This window comes from Dyella sp. AtDHG13, assembly GCF_003201105.1.
GTDB classification, from domain to species: domain Bacteria; phylum Pseudomonadota; class Gammaproteobacteria; order Xanthomonadales; family Rhodanobacteraceae; genus Dyella; species Dyella jiangningensis_B.
The window spans coordinates 75,273-93,165 of the sequence record NZ_QICJ01000016.1 but is presented as its reverse complement, the minus strand read 5'-3'; the positions used below and the strand labels follow the sequence as shown (position 1 = coordinate 93,165).

The following is a 17,893-nucleotide window of genomic DNA, read 5'->3' as shown; positions in this document are numbered from 1 at the left end:
TGCGGCTGACCTGCAGGCTTTCGGCCAGGGATTCCTCGCGCGGCAGGATCTCGCCGGGCTTCACCTTGCCGCTGACGATGCGCTGCCCGAGCTCGTGCATGACGTGCCCGTACAGGCTGCGAACGGTGATCGGCTTCATCATGAGATCCTCTGGCTCCCCGCGCCCGGCGGCGACGCGTCCGGGTCGATTGTCTACAAACTGGCTATAAGCGCCCGACTCGCTCCCTGCCAAGCTGTTTTACGTGAAATTTTGCGAGCTATCGCCGCTTTGCGGGAGCCGGCGCGACGATGGTCGGATTTGAACGATCGAGACCCGCGTGGCACGCTCGGGCGACCCAACCCCACGGACGGCCAGCCGTCCGCGCCCAACGGAGTGTCCATGCCCCGCAGGTTCCTTGCCTTCGCGCTCGCCGCGACCTTCACCACCGCCGCGCTCGCGGCGGTTCCCGCCACCGAGCAGCCCGGCCTGGCGCAGATCCGCGAGCGCGACCTGCATGCCGACATCAGCTTCCTTGCCTCCGACGCGCTGCAGGGCCGGCTCTCGCTGCAGCCGGGCGATGACGCGGCCGTGCAGTGGATCGCCTCGGAGTTCGACAAGGCCGGGCTCAAGCCCGCCGCGACGGATGCCGAGGGCAGGCCCAGCTTCCTGCAGGCCGTGCCGCTGATCGAGTACCGTCCCGACGCCAAGGCCACGCGCCTGGTGCTCAAGCGCAAGGGCAAGGACACCGAGTGGAAGGATCCGGACGTGTCCGGCGCGTTTCCCACCGACCAGGATGTCTCCGCGCCCGTGGTGTTCGCCGGCTACGGCATCACCGCGCCGGAGCTGGGCTACGACGACTACGCCGGCCTCGACGTGAAGGGTAAGGTAGTGGTGGTGTTCGACCACGAGCCGCAGGAGAAGGACCCCAAGTCCATCTTCAACGGCACCGGCAACACGCGCTATGCCACCGGTTACGTGAAGGTGTTGAACGCGCAGGAGCACGGCGCCGTCGCCGTGCTGATGGCGCCCGAGCCTTCGCACAACCATCCTTCCGCGCAGGAAGTGCGCACGCGCATCGGCCATCATGCCGAGCACGCGGCCAACCCGATTCCCGCGCAGGCGCTGGCAGACAATCCGCTGCACATCCCCAGCATGATCATCTCCGCCGACGTGGCGAACGCCTTGCTGGCCACCAGTGGCAGCACGCCGCTCGCGCTGCAGTCGGGCATCGACAGCGACCTGAAGCCGCGTTCGCAGCCGCTGCCGGACACCGCCATCAGCCTGCACCTGAAGAACAGCACGCGCCGCGAGGCGACCACCTGGAATGCGGTGGGCCTGATCGAAGGCAGCGATCCGAAGCTGGCGCCGGAAACCATCATCATCAGCGCGCATCACGACCATGACGGCCAGGCCGGCGACAAGATCTGGCACGGCGCCGACGACAATGCCTCTGGCACAGTGGGCGTGGTGACGCTGGCGCGCGCGTTCGCGGCCAATCCCGCCAAGCCCAGGCGCTCGATCCTGTTCGCCGTGTTCGCGGCGGAAGAGCGCGGCCTGCTCGGCGCGTACTACCTGGCCGCGCATCCGCTGCGTCCGCTGGACACCACGCGCGCGATGATCAACTTCGACATGATCGGCCGCGACGAGAAGCCCAGCCCGCAGACTGACGGACTGATCGACATCCCGGCCGACACCAGCAACCGCCTCAACCTGATCGGCGCGGCGTACAGCCCGGACTACCAGCGCACCGTGGCCAAGGCGAATGCGGACGTGGGCCTCACGCTGGATGACCGCTTCGACCACGAGTACGCGCTGAACGTGTTCTTCCGCTCCGACCAGTTCCCATTCGTGCTGCACAACGTGCCGGCCTTCTGGTGGTTCACCGGATTCCATCCGGACTACCACCATCCGAGCGACACGGCGGAAAAGATCGATTACCCGAAGATGGCGAAGATCCTCAAGCTGGCGTATCTCAGCGCGTGGCAGTTCGCCAACGAGGCGACGCCGCCGAAGTTCGTGTCGCATCCGGGTGGTGAGAGGGCGCAGTAAGAGGCTCTCCAAAATCTCGCGTCAGTATCCCATCCCCTCACCGTCATTCCGGCGAAGGTCGGAATCCAGTGACTTCTATGTGCGGTTTTCGCGGAAGCACCAATGACTTAGATGTCACGCGATGACCGATCATCCCCGTTACTGGATTCCGGCCTGCGCCGGAATGACGGTGAGGGATATAGGTGGTCATGCGAGATTTTGAACCGGTTCTAAGAGCCGGGCGCGAGTTGCTTGCGTCAAGCCTCATGGATCGTCATTCCCGCCTTCGCGGGAATGACGAGCAAACTGAGGTCTCAGTGTTGACTCAGGGGCCGAAACGACACCCGCTCCCGCGCCCGCTCGATCAACCCCTTCTCGATCCCCGTCCAGCGCCCATGCGCCTCGCCATGCTCGCCAAGCTGCGCAGCGGTGTAGCCCGTGGGCGCGAGGTCTTCGCCGTAGATCACCATCAGCTCCTTGCGCTTCTGCGCATCGGGCAGGTGGACCAGCCGCACGTACATGCCATTCGCCGGTCGCGTATAGCCCTTGGCGGCGAGCAGGCGCCGCTGGTGGTCGCCGTCGGAATCCTTCTCGGCGGGCTGGCTGGCGTCCTGCACCCAGGTGTCGAGGTAGAAATCCAGTCCGTCGATGGTGACGCGGCGTGAGGCCGAGTAGTCGTGATGCAGCTCGGGACGTTCGGGGATATAGGCTTCGAACTGCACCCAGTACAGGCGCTGGATGTGTTTGTCGGCGTCGGCATCCACGAACAGGTGCATCTCGCAATCGTCGAAGCCCAGCAGCAGCCAGCGATCCGCGCCTACGTACCGCGCCGAGGCGGGCAGGTCGATGCGCAGCGTCGGGTCATGGGTCGAGGTGACGGTCGTGCCGCTCACCGTTCGTTCCGGCGTCTGGCCGTGCGCCGGCAGCGCAAGGCAGGCCAGGGCCAGGGATGCCGCCGCCATCGTCTTCCACATGATGCACCTCGTCGTTCAGTGGAGGATCGAGGCGCGGCTCGCGCCGTGCCCCGAATACACGGCAGCGAGGTTGCCACTGCGCGCGATGCGTCGTCACATGCCATGCGGCATGGTCGGCGCGAAGGCGCTCAGCTCCGGGCGGCGGCGGTCTGTTTGGCCATCTGCTGGCAGCCGTTGCTGAAGCTGCGCAACTCGTTGCGTACCGGTTCCATTTCCATCCAGAAGCCGTAACGCACGTTGCCGCCGCGGTCGGCCAGCCACGCGGCCATGAGATAAGCGGACGGCAGCTGGCTCAGTTGCGCAAGCGGAATGCTCTGGGTGAACACCACCGACTGGCCCACGGTGGCGATGTTCGCGTGGTTGTCCTCGGCGACGGGCTTGTCGTTGACCTCGAAATACGAATGCGTGGCGCGTGCCACCATTTGCCGCGCGCGGTCCGCGCCAATGGCGTAATTGGCGGTGATGGACAGGCCATCGGGACGGCATTGAAGGATCAGTCGATGCTCGCCATCGCGCGCCTGCTGCGTGAGCGTGAGCGAGGTGCCGCCGTTCGCCGGGCCGTAGACCGCGGTGGGCGTGAGGCGGCCGTTGTTGGCCAGGCCATCCTTGCGCATCTGCTCCGCATCCAGCCAGGTCACTTCGCTGCTGGGTGCGCTGCCGAACACCTGCGGATTCACGCCCATGTCCTTCAGATACGCGCTGGCCGCACTCGCGGAAGGGTTGCCGCTCACAGGCTGCGCACCGAAGCGGTCGCTGCCCGTGGGCGCCCAGCGGAACAGTCCGCCGGCATAGGCGTAGGCGCAGGCATCCACGCATTGCGAGGCCTTCGGGAAGATCGGCTGCGTCGCGGTGCGTCGCGGCGAGCCCAGGTGCGTGGTCATGTTGCCTGCGCGGAACAGGCGCCCCAACGCCATGCCCGCCGCGAGGTCACCGCCGGGCGAGTTGAGATAGATGTCGCTGTTGGGCGGGATCTTGCGCGACTGGATCATCGCGCCCACGCGCTGCGCCGCGTCCGCGTCGATAGTGCCGTACAGGTACACCTGCGGCACCTTGGCCACGGACAGCGTGATGCGGTCGTCATTCACCTGCACGGCGAGCTGGCCGCCATTCGCCGCTGGCGCGGCGTTGCGCGGCGAACCCTGTGCATCGGCCTGCGTGCTCGCGGCGCCGCCCAGCAACATGACGAAGGCGCACAGCGCCGGGCGTAGCGAAAAAGTGGAACGATGCGTGGGATGAGCGACTCGCACGTGAACGACCTGGGCATGCAAAGAGGTCGGCCAGTGTGCGGCAAAATGGATGTCTCATGGGTGAAGGGGCGGGGCGCGCGGACAGGGCGGACGTCCGCGCCTTTGTCCGCGGACGCCCGGCCGGTTGCACGCCATCAGGCGCAAGTCACTGATCCGGCGGGCTTCCGCGCTGCAGCGCGGGGCTGGCACGCCGCTTGCTCTCTCCATCGCAGCGGCGCCGCATCGGAATGTAGGCGCGCATACAACATCCGCTGGAGCAGAGGGGCTCCACGGACACACACAGGAGAGCTGTCTTGAATATCTTGCGCACGTCCGCGTTCGTCTCGTTGTTTCTTGCCGCCGGTTTCGCCGCGGGCCACGCCCATGCCGACGAAGCGCCCGCCAAGCCGGCCACGGTGGCGGCCACGCCGGACAAGTCGATGATCTCGCGCGACGAAGTGCGCCGCATCCTCGACAGCAACCGCATGATCCTTCCGTCGCAAGGCATCAACGAGAAGATCAAGCTGCACATCAACGGCATCGACCAGTGGATCTCCGTGCGCGGCAAGGATCGGCGCAATCCCATCCTGCTGTTCCTGCACGGCGGCCCGGCCGCGCCCGCCATGCCCGAGGGCTACACCTTCCAGAGCGCGTGGGAGGACTACTTCACCGTCGTGCAGTGGGACCAGCGCGGCGCGGGCAAGACCTATCGCGCGAACAGCGAAGCGGCGATGGCGCCCGGCATGAACGTGGAGACCATGACCGACGACGCCGCACAGGTCGCCCAATACCTGCGCGAGCACTACCACAAGCAGAAGATCTTCCTGCTGGGGCATTCGTGGGGCACGGCGCTTGGCGTGCACCTGGCGCAGAAGCATCCGGACTGGTTCTACGCGTACATCTCGGCGGGCCAGGTGGTGAACGGCCGGCGCAACGAAGCCATCGGCTACAACTATGCGCTGGGCCGCGCCAGGGCCGAGGGCAACACCAAGGCCATCGCCGCACTGGAAGGCATCGGCCCGTATCCTGGCACCGCCAAGCTCACGCCCGAGCGCATCGGCGTGCGCGGCCAGTGGGAGATGTATTACGGCGGCCTCGCCTGGGGACGCAAGGACTACCAGTTCGACGTGGACGCGGAAGAACTCTCGCCCGACTACACCCGCGAAGACCTGGACGCCATCGACAAGGGCAGCCTGTTCTCGCTGCATCACCTGCTCGATGCGCTGCTGGACGTGGACTTCGACCACACCACGCATTTCGATTGCCCGGTGCTCGTCTACGTCGGCGCGCACGACTACACCACGCCGCACGAAACCGCGGAAAAGTGGTTCGACGACCTGCAGGCGCCGTCCAAGCGGCTGGTGATCTTCGCCGACTCCGCGCACATGATGATGCAGGAGCAGCCGGGCCGCTTCCTGGTGCACCTGGTCGAGGATGCGCTGCCGCTGGCGCAGAAGGCCGGCGACGCGGCGCCCGCCGAAGTGGTTCGCGACCGCTGAGCAGCGCCGCGCAGGCCGGCGGCCGGTCAGCCCTTGCAAGGGGCTGTCGGGCCGCCGGCCGCAAGGTTTTCGGCCGGCGCGCCGCCGGTTCTTGTAAACCGGCTCGGGCAAAAGGCATATTGGTCCCGCAGCAGCTTGCAGTCGGGAGTCACTATGCGGGTCCGCCTCGAAGACGTAGCACGTGCGACGGGCGTGTCCCCCAAGACAGTTTCCCGCGTTCTCAACGAAGAGCCCTCGGTCAAGGAATCCACCCGCCAGAAAGTGCTGGCGGCGATGGAATCGATGAATTACCGGCCCAGCCCCGCGGCGCGCGGGCTGGCGGGAAGCCGGTCGTTCCTGGTGGCGATGCTCTACGACAACAACGACAACCCGGCGTCCACCTACCTGGCCGAAGTGCAGGACGGCGTGCTCGACGCCTGCGACGCGCACCGCTACAGCATGATGGCGTGCCCGCTGCGCATGCGCGGTCAGGACTTCATCCGCCGCGTCGATGCACTGGTGTTCGACCACCACATCGACGGCGTGATCATGACGCCGCCGCTCACCGATTTCGCCCCGCTGCTGCAACGCCTGAAGGAACACGGCGTGCCGTACTCCAGCATTTCGCCGGTGCAGCACGGCGGCGCCATCGGCGTGTGCATGGACGAACAGCAGGCGGCCAAGGCGCTGGTGACGCACCTGGTGGAACTGGGGCACCGGCACATCGCCCACATCGTGGGCATCGCCAACCACGGCGCCAGCCGCTGGCGCATGGCGGGCTACAAGGACGCACTGGCGGCGGTGGGCCTGCCGTTCGATCCGCAGTACGTGGTGCAGGGCGAATTCACCTTCGGCTCCGGCGTCATCGCGGCGCGCGAACTGTTCGCGCTGCCCGAGCTGCCCACGGCGATCTTCGCCGCGAACGACGACATGGCTGCCGGCGTGATGTGGGCAGCGAACGAGCGCGGCCTGAAAGTGCCGCGCGATCTCTCCGTCTGCGGCTTCGACGACACGCCGCTCGCCACGCAGCTGTGGCCCCCGCTCACCACCGTGCGCCAGCCCAGCCGCGAGATGGGCAAGCTCGCGGCGCTGCAGTTGATGGAACTGCTGCGTGGCCGTGGGACCGGCCTGCTGGTGCAGGTGCCGTACGCGCTGCAGTTGCGGGAATCGACGTCACGGGCGCCTTGAGGGCGAGCGGGCGTCGCCCGCGTGCATCTTCTGCGGCAATCCATTGAATTAACGCGATTTATTCGTCCAACTGGTCACTGGAATGGCCCGTCTCGGGCGTGTTGCGTCGCAAATTGACAGCGCTGTCATTTCTGTCAGTCTCGGCGGCGTCCGGCTCCAAGGGGGAGCCGGCTCCTGCCTGATGGAGAAAGCCGTGCTGGCTTCCGTTCGCCGTTTGCGCCGTGTTCCGACCGTTCTTTCCCTCGCGCTCGCCTGCGCCGTCGCCGGTGTCGCGCTGGCGGACGATGCGTCGCCCGTGCACCCCGATACATGGCCGCGCGCCACCTGGCCGTTCCCCAGGGATAACGCACTGGAAACCCGCGTCTCGGCGCTGATGGCGAAGATGACAGTGGAGGAAAAGGTCGGCCAGCTGGTGCAGGCCGACATCCTCAGCGTGACGCCGGACGACGTGCGCAAGTACCACCTCGGCGCGATCCTCGCCGGCGGCAACTCCAAGCCGCATGGCACGGTGACCGCCACGGTGGACGAGTGGAAGGCCGCATCGGAGGCGTTCTATCGCGCCGCGATGGAAACCAACGGTGATCACCCGCCGATCCCGCTGCTGTTCGGCATCGACGCGGTGCATGGCCACAACAACGTGGTGGGCGCCACGCTGTTTCCGCAGAACTCCGCGCTCGGCAACGCGCACGATCCGGAGCTGATCCGCGAGATCGGCGAGGCGACCGCGGCCGAAGTGCGCGCCACCGGCATCAACTGGAGCTTCGCGCCCACGCTCGCCGTGCCGCAGGACGTGCGCTGGGGCCGCTCGTACGAAGGCTACTCGCAGGACCCGAAGATCGTCGCGCAGTACGCCACCGCGATGATCGAGGGACTGCAGGGCAAGGTCGGCACGCCGCAGTTCCTGGATGGCGCGCACGTGCTGGCCTCCGCCAAGCATTTCCTCGCGGACGGCGGCACGCACAACGGCAAGGATCAGGGCGACGCGCAGATCACCGAGGCCGCGCTGCGCGACATCCACGCGGCGGGCTACGTGCCCGCCATCGATGCCGGCGTGCAGGTGATCATGGCCTCGTTCTCCAGCTGGAACGGCCGCAAGATCACCGGCGACAAGGCCCTCATCACCGACGTGCTCAAGCAGCGCATGGATTTCCAGGGCCTGGTGGTGGGCGACTGGAACGCGCACGGCCAGGTGCCCGGCTGCACCAACGAGGATTGCCCCACGGCGTACAACGCCGGGCTCGATATGCTGATGGCGCCCGACAGCTGGCGTGGTCTCTACGAACACACGCTGGCCGAGGTGAAGTCCGGCGCGATCCCGATGGCGCGGCTGGATGACGCCGTGGCGCGCATCCTGCGCGTGAAATTCCGCGCGGGCCTGTTCGAGGCGGGTGCGCCGTCCACGCAGCCCATCGTGCAGAAGGCGAACGAGATCGTCGGCAGCCCGGCGCATCGCGCCATCGCGCGTCGCGCGGTGCGCGAATCGCTGGTGCTGCTGAAGAACAACAACGGCCTGCTGCCGCTCGATCCGCGCAGGCGCATCCTGATCGCGGGCGAGGGCGCGGACAATATCTCGCGCCAGAGCGGCGGCTGGACGCTCAACTGGCAGGGCACGGGGCTGAAGAACGCGGATTTCCCCGGCGCGCAGTCCATCGGCGCCGGCATCGTCGAGCAGGTGAAGGCGGCCGGCGGTTCGGCCGAGATCGAAACGGACGGCCATTTCACCGCGAAGCCCGACGTCGCCGTGGTGGTATTCGGCGAGGATCCGTATGCGGAATTCCAGGGCGATATTCCCAATCTGCTGTTCCGTCCCGGCGACGATCACGACCTCGAACTCATCCGTCATCTGCGCGGGCAGGGCATTCCCGTGGTGGCGGTATTCCTGAGCGGACGGCCGCTGTGGATGAATCGCGAGATCAACGCGGCCGACGCGTTCGTCGCGGCGTGGCTGCCTGGCAGCGAAGGCGGCGGCGTGGCGGACGTGCTGCTGCGCAAGCGCGACGGCGGCATCGCCCACGACTTCCACGGCAAGCTCGCGTATGCGTGGCCCAGCACCGCGGTGGTGGGGCAGGGCGCGCCGCAGTTTCCGCTGGGTTATGGCCTGAGCTATGCCGACCACGCGACCGTGCGCCCGCTGCCGGAAGTGTCGGGCATCACCGGCGAGCAGATTCCGGTGGGCAACTATCTCGATCGCGGCAAGGCCGTGCATGGCTATGCCTTCACCCTGGTGGATGCGAAGGGCGCGGCCATCACCGGCGACGTATCGCCGGCCACCACGCCGGACGGCAGCCTGCATATGGCGGCGCTGGACTACAAGGCGCAGGAAGACGCGCGACGTTTCACCTGGAACGCAGGCAACGCGCAGCTCGCCATCCATGCGCGCGCGCCGCTGGACCTGGATCGCGAAACCAATGGCGACGTGCTGCTGGTGACGACGCTGCGCGTCGATGCGCTGCCCACGCAGGATGCATGGATCGCCATGGGCTGCGGCAAGGCTTGCCAGGGACGCGTGTCGCTGGGCAAGACCCTGTCGACGCTGGCGGCCGGGCAATGGGTGCGCGTAGGCGTGCCGCTGAAATGTTTCCGCGCCGCGGGCGCGGACATGCACCACATCGATCAGCCGTTCGCGTGGAGTGCCGGCAAGGGCGCGGACATCGCGATCTCCCGCGTCGCGCTGGGCACCGATGTCGACCGTGTGGTCGATTGCGTCAAGTGATGAAGGGCTTGGTTTCGAGCCGGATGGGAGTGGAACGAGCAGTAAGCCTTTTCCCGTCCACGAAGTAGTCGAAAGGAAAGGGTGCGTCAGTGGTTACGGGCAATGGATGGCTGAACGTCCATTTGCTCTTGCATCAAAAATGGCCGCGAAGATGTCGTTCGCGGTCGGGCAAAGCCAGTTGCAGCAGGGGTTGAGGGAGAGCACATGCCTTGCTGCCGCGCGTCAAGCTTCTGCCGAAGAACCGTTCTATGATCGCCATGACAGCGCTGTCATGGCTGTGAATGACAGCGCTGTCATCGGGGGATGACATCAGCCAGTCGCCGTCGAGGGCGGTGACCCACAACAATCCGATTTGAATTGAGGGGAAGCCAGATGAAGTTGCGCTATTCGGCGTTGTATATCGCCATGTCCCTAGTCCTTGCCCCGGGCGTGGTGCTCGCCGCGGATCAGGATGCCGCGCCGCAGAGCGCGCCTTCGCAGAATCCCGCGCCGCCCGCCGACAAGAAGGTCAAGCAGCTCGACGCCATTTCGGTGACCGCGACCAAGCGCGAGACACCGCTGCAGAAAACCCCGGTGGCGGTGAGCGCCATCACGCCCGACACGCTCGACAAGGAGCGTGTGATGACCGTGCAGGACCTGACCAAGCTCGTGCCGGGCCTGCAGGGCACGAGCCAGGGCGATCATGGCGTGGTCACGCTGACCCTGCGCGGCATCGGCAACGACAGCGCCAAGACCGAATACGCGGACCCGGAAGTAGCCACCTTCGTCGACGGCGTGTACGCGCCGCGCGCCGAAGCCGCCTCCGGCCTGCTGCTGGACATGGACGGCGTGGAAGTGCTGCGCGGCCCGCAGGGCACGCTGTGGGGCCGCAACTCCACTGCGGGCGCCATCAGCTTTCAGACGGCCAAACCGGATATCGGCGCCGGCTTCTACGGCAATGCGCAGGTGGAAGCGGGCAACTACAACCAGATGGGCGCGCGCGCCGCGGTGAACCTGCCCATCAGCGACACCTTCGCCATGCGCGTGGCGATGGTGCACGAGCAGCACGACGGCTATGTGGATTACCAGAACCCGTCGAGCGAGCTGCCGAGCGTGGCGCAGCAGCAACAGGCGTATCTCGCTTCCGGCGGCGATCCGGCGAAGTTCCAGCCGATCAATGCCGACCAGTACGTGCAGGGCGGCAAGAAGTACAACTCGCAGGATCAGTCCGCCGCGCGCGTGAGCGCGCTGTGGCAACCCAGCGATTCGTTCAAGTGGAACCTCTCGTACGAATATTTCCTCGATCGCGGCACGCCGGACCTGAGCCTGATGCAGACGCCGCGCCAGGGCCAGGATTTCTGGTCCGCGCTGATCGACACCGCGCCGTACCTGGACCGCACCTCCAAGACGCTGCGCAGCCGCATGGACTGGCAGATCAACGACGGCATGCAGCTGAGCTACATCGCCGGCTACAACCGCTACTCGGGCAAGAGCGATTTCGACCAGGATGTCGGCGTCGCCGTGCCCACCAGCTTCACCACCGGCGGCGTGTACCAGGACGACCGCACCAACTACTCCAACTACAAGAGCTGGAGCCAGGAAGTGGACCTGAAGTCCAGCGGCCCGCAGCTGGTGGACTGGATCGTGGGTGCGTACTACGGGTACGAAGACAACAACATCCGCTTCGACATTCCCATCATGAACGGCACCCAGTACGGTTCGGTGAACTGGCAGGGCTCCTTCATCCAGCCCAAGGAAACGGTGGAGTCGTATGCGCTGTTCGGCCAGGCCACCTGGCACATCAGCGACCATTGGCGCCTCACCGGCGGTGCGCGCTGGTCGCACGACACCAAGGAAAACAAGGGCGGCATCAACTGGGGCTGGGACTATGACCCGACCGTGCCGCAGGTGCCGATCTCGCCGGGCGTCTATCCGGATCCGTCCAACGGCTTCACCATTTCGCAGCGGAACACCGCGCGCTACAGCAAGAGCAAGCCGACCTGGCTGGTGCGCCTGGATACGGACGTGGGCTCCAACGGCCTGCTGTATGCCAGCGTCTCCACCGGCTACAAGTCCGGCGGCACGCAGGATGCGGGCACGCTGTACCAGCCCGAAACGCTGACCAACTATGAAATCGGCAGCAAGTTCACCTTCCTCGATGGCCACATGACGTGGAACTCGGCCATCTATTACGAAGACTTCAAGAACTTCCAGCTGTCGGCGCCCATCGTCTATCCCGATGGCAACCATGGCCTGGGCTTCTCCAATGTCGGCGGCAGCACGAAGGTGCTCGGTATCGAATCGGAGCTGGCGTACCAGCAGAAGGACGACCGTCTGGACCTGGTGTTCTCCGCCATTCCGAAGAAGGAACTCGGCACGCTCATCTATGCGGGCAGCAACGACTACCAGGGCTTGCCGGCCTGTCCGCCCGCGTCGAATCTCGCCAACTGCATGAACGTCACCGGCAACGACCTGCCGCATGCGCCCAACGTGTCGCTCACCGCCATTTACGAGCACGATTTCCATCTCTCCAATGGCGGACGCCTCACGCCGCGCCTGAGCGCGCAGTACCAGAGCACGCAATGGCTGAGCTACTTCAACCTGGGCTCGGGCGACCAGCAGAAGGCGTACACGCGTGGCGACATCTCGCTGCGCTATACCGAGCCGGGCGACAAGTGGTGGGTCAACGCGTACGTGCAGAACGTGTCCGATGACAAGATCCGCACCAGCGCCGGCCGCTTCCTGATGTCGGACGGCTCGCTGCAGTACGTGTCGCAGTACCTCGCGCCACGCACCTACGGCGTGCAGCTCGGTGTGTGGTTCTGATGAACAAGGGGCGGCGCCCCATGACGTTCGCGCCGCCCGCGGTTTGCCGTTCTGCAGGCGATGCTCCGGAGGGCGTCGCCGTTCCTCCCCTTGAATGGCGTCTTTGCCGGGTCCGCGTGGGGCGGCCCGGCAGTTCTTTCATGCAAGCCCCTGCGTTGCATGCCGGCAGGGAAACATCATGGCTCGTCTGAAGAAGGTGCTGATCGTCGGTGGCGGCACGGCCGGCTGGCTCGCCGCCTGCTATCTCGCCAAGGCGGTGAACGCGCGCGATCCGCAGGGCGTGCAGGTGCATCTGGTGGAATCGCCGGACATCGGCCTGCTCGGCGTGGGCGAGGCGACCTTTCCTTCCATCCGCGGCACGTTGGCGGCCATCGGATTGGACGAGCGCCGTTTCCTGGTCGGCGCGACCGCCACGTACAAGCAGGGCATCCACTATCGCCATTGGGTGCGGCCGCCCGGCACGCCGGGCGCGGATCATTTCTTCCACCCGTTCAATGCACCCAGCCAGCGGCCCGGCGGACCGGAACTGCTGCCGTACTGGCTGCTGGGCGCCGCGCCGGAAGGCATGCCGTTCGCTGATGCGGTGTCGATGCAGACCGCGCTGGTCGATCATGGCCGTGGCCCCAAGCGTTTCAAGGATCCCGACTACCAGGGCCCGATGAACCATGCCTTCCACTTCGACGCCGCATGCTTCGCGCGCGTGCTCGCCGAGCATGGGCAGGAAGCGCTCGGCGTCAAGCGCCATGTGGCGACGGTGGAGCGCACCGAACTGGACGAGCACGGCGCCATCGCGCGCGTGGTGACCAGGGAACTGGGCGAGCTCACCGCCGATCTGTACGTGGATTGCACCGGCCTGCGTGGTCTGCTGATCGGCAACGTGATGCAGTCGCCGTTCAAGAGTCGCGCCGACGTGCTGTTCGCCGACCGCGCCGTGGCCATGCAGGTGCCGTACGAGAAAGCCGATACGCCCATTCCCTCCTACACCATCTCCACCGCACAGGAGGCGGGATGGATCTGGGACATCGGCCTGCAGAAGCGGCGTGGCGTGGGCTACGTGTATTCGTCGCGGCACACGTCCGACGAGCGCGCGGAGCAGGTGTTCCGTGGCTACCTTGGCGCCGCCGCCGAGGGCCTCAAGGCCATGCACATCAAGTTCGAGACGGGCTACCGGCCGGAGCACTGGCGCAGGAACTGCGTCGCCGTAGGGCTGGCGGGCGGGTTCGTCGAGCCGCTGGAATCCACCGGCATCGCGCTGATCGAACTGGCCACGTATCTGCTGACCCACCTGCTGCCCAGCGACACCGACGAGATGGAACGCGCCGCGCGGCATTTCAACGAGATGATGATCGCGCGCTACGACCGCATCATCGACTTCATCAAGATGCACTACTGCCTGAGCCAGCGCCGCGACTCGGCCTTCTGGATCGACAACACCGACGCGGCCAGCATTCCCGCCACGCTGCAGGACAAGCTCGCGCAGTGGAAGCATCGTCCGCCGCACCGGCTGGATTTCATCAGCGACCTGGAAATGTTCCTGGTGTCGAGCTGGCAGTACGTGCTGTACGGCATGGAGTTCAAGACCGACATCAGCGCCATGCGCAGCGCCTATCCGCGCATGGAAGAAGCGCGGCAGGAATTTCGCAACATCCAGCTCGCGGCATCGCAGGCGCTGCAGGATCTGCCCGACCATCGCGCGCTGGTGGAACGGATGTGCCAGGAATACCGCGAGCGCGCGGGCCGGCAGAACGCGGTGGCCTGAGTTTCCAGCCTGCGGCGCCGGCCTTCAGGATGGCTGGCGCCGGAACACCACGCGATCCTCGTACACCATGTCGAGCACGACCCACAGGCCGCCGAACAGCACGCCGCCCATGGCGAACGACACGAGGAAGGAGTCGTAGAAGAACCGGTGCGCCGTCATGGCCACCCAGATCGACGGCGCCAGCGCCGCCGCCAGCCACGGCCACGGCGGCCCGTAGCCGATGCGCGCGTGGCAGCCACGGCACGCCTTGCAGCCCTTGCGGACCTCGATGGTGCAGTGGGGGCAGATGAGGTAGTCAGTGGACACGCGGCGCACCGTGGGCAAAAGCGCTCCACGGTAGGCGTTGCGGGCGGGGCGTTCCATCGGATCAGTCCGGAACGGGCTCCGCCATGGGGCGGGCGCCCGTTCCGCGCGATGCCCTACGGGTTCTTCGCGACGCCGCCCGCGCCGAAGGTGCGCAGGGTTTCGTCGATGGCGAAGTCCGCCGCGGTCATCGACGTGTTCGCGTGGTAGCGATCCCAGTCGCGTTCCATCGCGCGTAGCAGTTCGCGGCGCGGCGTATCCCCCTCGTCGTGCGATGGTAGGTCGCTCGCTTCGTCGTAGGACGCGGGCAGCTTCGCCGCCATCAGCAGGCTCAGGGCTTCCTCGATGTCGTAGGCCGTGCCGCCGCGCGCGGAGATCAGCGCAATCGCCTGGCTGGCGTTCTTGCGGCGTTTCCAGTCCGCGTTGTGCGCGCTCATCATCATGTGCGTGCCTTCGTAGCCGATCACGGCGGGCAGGTTCGCGTCCTGCATGGTCGCGAACATGATCGGCGGATTCTGCATGTTCGTACCGAGCGGGCCGAGCGCGATCACCGCCACCTTCACCGAGGCATAGGAAAAGCGCATGCGGGTCAGCGCTTCCAGCCGCTCCACGTGGCGGCCCTTGGCCTCCTCCGCTTTCCAGCTGGCGATCGTGGCCTGCTCCCTGGGTTCCATCTGCTGCCGCCAGTACGTCATGAAGGCGGGGAAATGCCATTCGCCCTGCTTGAGCGTATCGATCAGCACCTTGCTGTCGTCGTAGGTGTAGGCCAACTTATAGAGATCGGCATAGCTGCGCACATCCGAGGCCATCGCATAGGCGGGAAGGAAGGCGCCGGTGTTGAGCGTCTTCACGTCGTCCATGGGCACGGATGCACGCAGGTCGGGGAAGTTACGGTTGTCCCGGTGCAGCAGGTAGAACAGGAAGTCGGCATAGGGCGATGCCTCGAAATCCAGCCTCACCGCATTCTCGCCGGCATGCGCCGCCGGCATCGCGCCGACGAAGGCGCTCAAGAGAAGACACGCAGCGATGGCGATCCATCGCGACGAACGCACTTTGCTGCTTTCCATGTCACCCTCCCAGTTGTGTTGCTTTAAAGCCATACACACACTACCGGCCGGATCGCGGGACCCGGCCGGCTCATGCGCAGGCGCGTGGCGCTACGCAGAAGGTATTGCAGCATGCAGGCGGCGCGATGATGGGGAAGCGCTCGCCCATGGCTGCATCAAACCGCAGCGGCGGTTTGGCCGCAAGGGGGTGAAAGTGGCCAGCGTCGTCGCGCTCCGCCGCGTGGCATGGCCGTCCAGACGACCGGCTCGCCACCCGGACAGGCGCGTCGCGCACTACACGTAGCGGTCGGCCAGCGCGTCGGTGGCGTTGATCAGCACGTCGACAATGGCCGGGTCGGCCGCGCTGTGTCCCGCGAGCACGATATGGAAGGCCGCTTCCGGCCACGCCGTGGCCAGGTCGTAGGCGTTCTTCACCGGGCAGATCACGTCGTAGCGGCCGTGCACGATGGTGGCCGGGATGTGGCGGATGCGGCCGACGTCGCGCAGCAACTGGTCCGGTTCCAGGAACACCTGGTGGCGGAAGTAGTACGCCTCGGTGCGCGCCACGCTGACGGCGGCATGAGGGTCTTCGAAGATGCCTGGTTCATCCGGATCGTGCAGCAGCGTGGTGCTGCCGCCTTCCCACGCGCTCCACGCCATGGCGGCGGCCACGCGCACGGCTTCGTCGTCGCTGTCGAGGCGGCGCCAGTACGCATCCACCATGTGGTCGCGCTCGTTCTCGGGAATGTGCGCCTCGTAGTGCGCCCACCGCTCGGGAAAGATCCAGCGCGCGCCGCCGTCGAGTTCGTTGAACCAGCGCAGTTCGGCGGGACGGCCGAGGAAGATGCCGCGCAGCACCAGGCCGAGCACGCGTTCCGGATGCGCCTGCGCATAGGCCAGCGCCAGCGTGGAGCCCCACGAGCCGCCGAACACCACCCAGCGCTCGATGCCCAGGTGTTCGCGGATCGTCTCGATGTCCTGCACCAGGTGCGCGGTGGTGTTGTTGCGCAGTTCGGCATGCGGCGTCGAGCGGCCTGCGCCGCGCTGGTCGAACAGCACGATGCGATAGCGCGCGGGATCGAAGAAACGCCGGTGATACGGCGACAGGCCCGAGCCCGGCCCGCCGTGCAGGAACACCACTGGCAGGCCGTTCGGGTTGCCGCACTCCTCCACATGCAGCTCGTGGATATCGTCCACGCGCAGGCGTTCGGTGCGGTAGGGCTCGATCTCTGGATAAAGCTCGCGCATGGCTGCGCTCCGTCGGATGATCACCGAAGCATAGCCACCCCGATCCCGCCGGAAAACCGTTGCGGGCCGGCTATGCCATCAGTCATCACCGTCAGGGTGTGGGCACTACGCGGCAGCCCGAGGCGCAGGCGAACCATGCCGTTGCGTTGGGATAGTCGAGCGTCATGCGGAAATGCCGGAACACGTTGGCGCCCAGCGCGCCCTGGATGGGCCGGTCGACGAAGCTGCCGACATGGCCCGGCCTGTTCGCGAAGTTCGCATCGGGCCGCTCGGTGAACCAGACCGGGCCGAGTTCCCAGCCGGCCACGACCAGGCGCGGCACTTCGATCAGCCGCGTGGCGCCTTGCGAGGGCAGCAGATCGTCGCCTTTCTCCACCACGCGCCAGTCGGGATGCGCGCGATGCCAACGCTCGAGCTGTGTGCGCGTGATGTACGAAGCCACGCCGATGCCGCTGGCGGTGACGGGCGTGCCCGCGATCTTGCCGGCCTCGGTGGGATGCGCAGTGGCGCCGGTATCCAGCAGCAGGTCGATCGTTTCGCCGTCCACCTGCACGGAAATGCGCAGGAAACCGGTCTGCGGCTCGCCCTTCTCCGTGCGGAGCATGCCGAGTTCCACGCGGTGCATGTCCGGTGTGGCCTGCCAGCTTGCGGATTCCAGCCACAGCTTCTGCGCCGGGTAATCGAACGTCCACACATGGCGCGGCAGGTAGCCCGCGCCAAGCTGCCCATCATCGCCCTCGGGTTGCCAGCCCGGGATGATCAGCGCGGGGCCAGGGCAGGGCGTGGCGTTGCTTGCCGGCAAGGCATGGCCTTCGCGATAGCTGAGGCTGGCCACGGTGTGCAGCGCCTCGCCATCCACCGTGCAATCGGCGGTCGCCAGATGCAGGCGCGCCACGGTGGATCGCTGCAGCACGAACCAGCCGGCACCGCCGCCTCCGCCGGTATCCACCAGCAGCCGCAGGCGCGTGCCGTCGGCCAGCACCGGCGTGGCGTAGAAGTGGCCGGCCTCGTAGACGGTGGGTACTTCGGTGCGTTGCTGTGCGCTGGCCATCGCGCTCGCGATGGCCAGCGTCGTGCCGATCAGGGCTGCGCTACGGCGCATGTCACGTCCTTGTGCGTTGATGGGATGCTCGGATCGTCGTGGA

The 17,893-nt window shown here is 66.6% G+C and carries 14 protein-coding genes; 7 read left to right on the top strand and 7 right to left on the bottom strand.

Going from position 1 to position 17,893, the window contains the following annotated elements; all coding sequences use genetic code 11:
* Positions 1 to 139, bottom strand: a 139-nt coding sequence (locus BDW41_RS21045) for a GntR family transcriptional regulator (RefSeq protein ID WP_146217401.1), incomplete at its 3' end; no start/stop codon positions are given.
* A 240-nt stretch (positions 140 to 379) separates the two neighbouring features.
* Here BDW41_RS21045 and BDW41_RS21040 point away from each other — a divergent pair.
* Entirely contained in the window at positions 380 to 2,029 is a 1,650-nt protein-coding gene (locus BDW41_RS21040) for a M20/M25/M40 family metallo-hydrolase (RefSeq protein WP_074552078.1), read from the top strand.
* A gap of 293 nt (positions 2,030 to 2,322) precedes the next feature.
* Here the strand turns inward: BDW41_RS21040 and BDW41_RS21035 are convergent, their stop codons facing one another.
* A complete protein-coding gene (locus BDW41_RS21035) occupies positions 2,323 to 2,982 on the bottom strand; it encodes a hypothetical protein (RefSeq protein WP_074552079.1) in 660 nt (219 codons plus the stop codon).
* Positions 2,983 to 3,110: 128 nt separating this feature from the next.
* The gene (locus BDW41_RS21030; protein WP_146217400.1) at positions 3,111 to 4,229 is read right to left on the bottom strand and encodes a hypothetical protein; all 1,119 of its coding nucleotides are present in this window, start codon (positions 4,227 to 4,229) and stop codon (positions 3,111 to 3,113) included.
* Between the two features lie 293 nt (positions 4,230 to 4,522).
* On the opposite strand from BDW41_RS21030, the gene BDW41_RS21025 reads away from it, so the two are divergent.
* The 6 genes from BDW41_RS21025 to BDW41_RS21005 all read left to right on the top strand — a co-directional run bounded on the left by BDW41_RS21025 (position 4,523) and on the right by BDW41_RS21005 (position 14,151).
* Positions 4,523 to 5,707 (top strand): alpha/beta hydrolase, encoded by a 1,185-nt coding sequence (locus BDW41_RS21025; protein ID WP_233496982.1) that lies wholly within the window; start codon positions 4,523 to 4,525, stop codon positions 5,705 to 5,707.
* A 153-nt stretch (positions 5,708 to 5,860) separates the two neighbouring features.
* On the top strand, positions 5,861 to 6,874 hold the full coding sequence (locus tag BDW41_RS21020) for a LacI family DNA-binding transcriptional regulator (protein ID WP_074552081.1): 1,014 nt from the start codon (positions 5,861 to 5,863) through the stop codon (positions 6,872 to 6,874).
* Between the two features lie 295 nt (positions 6,875 to 7,169).
* Positions 7,170 to 9,587 carry an exo 1,3/1,4-beta-D-glucan glucohydrolase gene (locus BDW41_RS21015; protein ID WP_074552114.1) on the top strand — a complete coding sequence of 806 codons (2,418 nt, stop codon included), beginning with the start codon at positions 7,170 to 7,172 and terminating at the stop codon, positions 9,585 to 9,587.
* 106 nt (positions 9,588 to 9,693) lie between these two features.
* A complete protein-coding gene (locus tag BDW41_RS23805; protein ID WP_233496980.1) occupies positions 9,694 to 9,894 on the top strand; it encodes a hypothetical protein in 201 nt (66 codons plus the stop codon).
* A 65-nt stretch (positions 9,895 to 9,959) separates the two neighbouring features.
* On the top strand, positions 9,960 to 12,392 hold the full coding sequence (locus BDW41_RS21010; RefSeq protein ID WP_074552082.1) for a TonB-dependent receptor: 2,433 nt from the start codon (positions 9,960 to 9,962) through the stop codon (positions 12,390 to 12,392).
* Positions 12,393 to 12,570: 178 nt separating this feature from the next.
* Positions 12,571 to 14,151, top strand: coding sequence for a tryptophan halogenase family protein (locus BDW41_RS21005; protein ID WP_074552083.1), 1,581 nt, complete (start codon positions 12,571 to 12,573; stop codon positions 14,149 to 14,151).
* Between the two features lie 24 nt (positions 14,152 to 14,175).
* Here BDW41_RS21005 and BDW41_RS21000 read toward each other — a convergent pair whose 3' ends face one another.
* From BDW41_RS21000 to BDW41_RS20985, 4 genes are all read right to left on the bottom strand, one after another.
* Positions 14,176 to 14,514, bottom strand: a complete 339-nt coding sequence (locus BDW41_RS21000) for a hypothetical protein (RefSeq protein WP_074552084.1) — start codon at positions 14,512 to 14,514, stop codon at positions 14,176 to 14,178.
* Positions 14,515 to 14,570: 56 nt separating this feature from the next.
* Entirely contained in the window at positions 14,571 to 15,521 is a 951-nt protein-coding gene (locus BDW41_RS20995) for a hypothetical protein (protein ID WP_074552086.1), read from the bottom strand.
* A gap of 273 nt (positions 15,522 to 15,794) precedes the next feature.
* Complete coding sequence (pip, locus tag BDW41_RS20990; protein WP_074552087.1) at positions 15,795 to 16,748, bottom strand: prolyl aminopeptidase; 954 nt, start codon at positions 16,746 to 16,748, stop codon at positions 15,795 to 15,797.
* Between the two features lie 91 nt (positions 16,749 to 16,839).
* Positions 16,840 to 17,850, bottom strand: coding sequence for a hypothetical protein (locus BDW41_RS20985; protein WP_074552088.1), 1,011 nt, complete (start codon positions 17,848 to 17,850; stop codon positions 16,840 to 16,842).
* Positions 17,851 to 17,893: the final 43 nt, after the last annotated feature.